2 protein-coding genes are annotated in these 4,326 nt (G+C 65.9%); both read right to left on the bottom strand.

Going from position 1 to position 4,326, the window contains the following annotated elements; all coding sequences use genetic code 11:
- Positions 1–3,690 (bottom strand): leukotoxin LktA family filamentous adhesin (locus MOV74_RS32345; protein ID WP_246931058.1); only part of this gene is annotated, 3,690 nt, incomplete at its 3' end.
- 12 nt (positions 3,691–3,702) lie between these two features.
- Positions 3,703–4,326: hypothetical protein (locus tag MOV74_RS32340; protein WP_246931057.1), on the bottom strand; the 624-nt coding region annotated here is incomplete at its 5' end.

Below are 4,326 nucleotides of genomic sequence, written 5' to 3'. Positions count from 1 at the left end.
CCCGCCGGTCGAGGCCGCCCCGGCGGCGCCCGCCTTGTCGGAGAAGCTCGACGACGCCGGATCGGAGACTGATGCCGCAACGGCGGCCGCGGTGATGCGTCCGGAGGTGGTCGCGCTGATCGTGAGATTGTCGACATTGACCGACCCGCTTCCGCCGCCAGACCCGGCAAAAGGATCGTTGGAGCTGAACACGCCGGGCCGGATGTCGGAATGGTTGTCGCCGATATAGGCGGAGGTGTCGGTATCTGCGCCGAGATAGGCCACCGACAATCCAACCGCCGAGCCGCCACTCCCGTTGAAGTTCATTGCGCCGGACAGTGTCACGACCGACAGGTCCTGCTGCGCCAGGACGCCGACGGTCGGGGCATAGACGGTGGCCTGGCTCGAGATCGACGCATGCGTCGTGTTGTTCAGGAAACCGAGCGAGGTGATGCCGTTCAGCGCCAGCGCGCCGGCAGCCTTGCCGGACGACGGCGCGACGGCCACGAACTGGTCCGAGGTGGTCGCGTTGACGGCGATGTCATCCGCCGCCCGCACCGTCGCGCCGTCCGAAACGCCGGCGATCGTGCTGGTGTTGAACTGGACGAGATTGAGCGCGCCACCGATCGAGGATCCGCCCGACGTGTTACCAAACAAGAAACCGAGCGTGCCGACATTGCCGGCGGCGTCGATCGACGCCGTAGTCGTGGTCGCCGCGATCTGAATGCTGGCGTTGTAGGTGTGGAGGTCGCCGTTGTCCATGCCGGCCGACCAGCTGCTGCCGCAAGCCGCGGTCGTGCATGTCGCCGTCAGGCTCGCGCTGCCCGCGACCCAAGCCGTCGTGTTGTTGTTCACGACGAAATGATTCAGCGAACCGGCGACGCCGATGGTGTCTCCGGCATCGGCCGTGGCATTGGCATAGCTGGTCAGGATGTTGCCGCCGATTCCGAGATTGCCGTTGAGATGGCTCAACACCGCACCCAGTCCATCCCATTTCAGCCAGGTGTTCGTGATCGGCAGTTCGGTGGTGGCATCGACGGCAATGTTCGCCGCGTTGATCAGCGTACCGCCACCGACATAGGCGTTTGAATTGTGGGTGAAATTGCCCCAGGCAACGGCCGCGCTGATCGCCGTCCCTTCGCCTGTCGACACGTCCTTCGTGATCGCGCTTGCCGTCGCATTGCTGCGAACGCCGCGATCGATGACGTTGCTGGCGACGGCGACGTTGCCGCGGGCGTAAATGCTCGGCGCGCCGCCGCTTGGATTCTGCGCGATCGCAGCGGTCGCACTCTGCGTGCTGTTAGCCAGCGAGAGCGCGCCTGCGACCTTGAAATCGAAGCTCAGCGGCACCAGCGAGGTCATGTGGTCCATGATGAAGTGCGTCGGCGAAGCGACGTTCGAGACCGCGAATTCCTGGATCGCCGCGACCAGCGCCGGCAGGCCGGCGATAGACGAGGCCATCGTGGAATTGCTGGTGGTGTCGGATGTCGCCTCGACCAGAACGGAACCGTTCATCCGGTCGCCGGCACTGGTTCCGAGCGATGCGCCGAGCGTCGCGGTCGCCGACGTCGTGACATCGCTGATGGCGACCGCGCCGCCGACGGCACCGCTCGCATTCGGCCCGCTCGCGGCAACCGACGTCGCGCCGGTCGAGAACGAATTGTTGTTGATCGCGCGCACCTTCAGGGTGCTGCCGCTCGTGTTCACCAGGCCCGCCGCAATATGCGCGCCGGTCGCGACGTTGGCGGTCGTCGTCACCGACCCCTTGGAATAGGCTACCGTCGGGACGATCTGCGCGCTCGTCGATGCCGCGAGGGCAGAGACGGCGATGGTCGCATCGTTGAGCGCCTTGATCTCGAGGTTGCCGCCGGCGTTGATCGTCGCGCCCGAGGCCACGTTGGTCGTAGCAGTGCCGTCGATCTTGCCGACGACCACGCCGGCCGCGACCGGCGTGAGGCTGCCGAGCAAGGTGGAGGCGACCGCCGGATCCGACGCGTTCTCCGTGGCATGCGCGGAAATGGTGACATCGCCGCGGCCGTTGATGTCGGCATGGCTGTTGATGTTGATGGTCGCAGTGGCGCTTGCCGCGACATAGCCGCCATTGAGCCCGAGCAGCGAGGCGGCCAGCGTCGAGCCGACAAGCGCGAAATCACCCGCCACAGAACCGTTCAGGAAACTTGACACGGCCGTCGAGGTTGCGGTGATCGAGACGATGCCGCCGGTGATCTTGCCGTCGACCGTGATCGCCGTCGCGGCGGTGGCCTGGCCGGACAGCTTGATGTCGCTCGCCGTTGCGGTCAGCGTGACGTTGCCGTCGGAATAGGTGGTCCCTCCGAAGTTGACCGACTGGGCCAGGATCTGCGCGCCATTCTTGATGTCGATGTTCGGCGCGTCGATGGTGATGTGGTTGGCGTTTCCGGTGGAATGGCCGGAGCCGTCGAGGCGTCGGGCATCGATCACCGCATGCGCGGCGAGCGTGACGGAGTTGTCCGCTTGAATGAGGTAGTCGGCACCAGCGCTGAGCCCCGCGAGCGCATTCGCGATCGAGCTGTTCGACAGCGTCACGCCGGTGTCGCCCTGGCCGGCATCGCCGACCACCACGTCGGTTGGATCGAATAGCAACGTGCCCGCCTTGCCATTCGGCGCGGCAAGGTTGACGGAAACGCCGCGACCGACGTCAATGACCCCGTTCGCGCTGAAGTCGACGAGACCGGCATTGCCGGTCTTCGCGCTGGCATTGAACTTGGCGCCGCCCGCCACGGTCAGGTTCTGGGCCGCCTTCAAACGGATCTCGCCGGCGTCGCCCGTCCTGCTGGCGGCGCCGAGCCTGGCGTTCTTGCCGACCTCGATATTGTTGCCGGCCTGCACCGTGATGTTGCTCGGCGTCGCGGTCTGGCTGCGCGCGGTCAGGCGTCCGTTGATCCTGGCGTTGTTGACGGCGCCGATGTGGATCGAGCCGTTGCTGACAGTGATCGCGCTGGCGCTGCGCAGGCCCTTCGAATTGACCGAGGCTGCGAACTTCGCGGCATGGTCGAGATTGGCGATGTCGCGCTGGCTGGCGCCGCCGACGAAGACGTTTTGCCCGGTCAGCCGCACGCCGTCCTGGGCGTTGATGCGGCCATAGATGCGGATGTTGCCGTCCGGCGAGACCGGGAACGAGCCCGCCATGAGGTTGCCGACCGCCGTGCCGTTGATCGCCCCGCCCGGACCGATCAGGCTGTCGGTGAATTCGCGCGTCGGCGTCGAGACGTTGAGGCTGCCGACATTGACCACGCCGCTGCGGCCGACCACAAAGCCCTTGGGATCGGCGAAGTAGACGTTACCGCCGATCGCGCCGTTCATATAGGAGTTCAGCGTGCCGTTGACGTAGACCGGCGCGTCGCGGACGATGTTGACGAGGTTCCGCGTGCCGGTCGGCAGCTGCAGATTGACGGTATTGCCCTGCCCGACGCTGAACTGCGAGAACGAGTTGAAGGCGTTGGCGCCCGACACCGTCGACGTCGTGACGTTGGTGACGCTGCCGGAGGTCTGCAAGGCGGTCCCGGTGCGGCCGTCGGGAACGATGACGTTCGCCGTCTGCGCCTGAAGACGGACGCTGTACACCGGCAGAAAGACCATCTGCATCGCGCAGAGCAGCGACATCGAACGGAACCGCGCCAGCTTGCGCAAGCCCGGTTCGTCCTCGTCTCGCCTCACAGATGGTCCGCGCATGCCTGATCCTGTTCAGAACTGGCCGGGCGGCAGCTTGAAGATGTCGGGGCTCTTGGCGTCGGCCACGTAGAACAGCAGAAGGCTGGTCGGGGTCAGCACACGCTGGTTGTTCTCCTTGTTCTCGAACGTGCCCTGCAGCAGCAGGATCACCGAGCGGTCCTTGGCGTCGCTGCCGCGGAACATCACGATGCCGCCGGCGACGGGCATGTTGACTGCGATGGAGTCGGGCTTGAAGCCTTCGCCCATGAAATGGGCGCGCAGGATGTTGGCGTTGGAGAACAGCTTCTCCGGCGTCATCGCCGCGTCGGTCCCCTTCGACCAGACGGCGCCGATCTGGATCAGCGACTTCGACTTGTAGCCGAACACGTAGGAGAGCTCGGCGGTCCCGCCGTTCGGCAGCAGCTCCGGAACGGACAGCAGGATGCTGTGCGTCAGCTCGGCGGCGTTGTCCTGCGCCTTGATGGCATCGGGCTTGACGTTGAAATCCTTCGTCATCGCCGCGCGCACATCGGCCTCGTTCATGCCGAACTTGGCGGAGCGGAAGCCATCGATCGCTTTGCTCTTGTCCTCCGCTCCTGGTGCCTCAGCCGAGGGTGCCCCGGCGGCGACGGGCGTGCCGGCTGCGGCGGGAGCGCC

Source organism: Bradyrhizobium sp. SHOUNA76 (assembly GCF_023006445.1).
Classification (GTDB): Bacteria; Pseudomonadota; Alphaproteobacteria; order Rhizobiales; family Xanthobacteraceae; genus Bradyrhizobium.
Note: the sequence above shows the minus strand (reverse complement) of the source record. Positions and strands in the feature narration are given on the sequence as shown.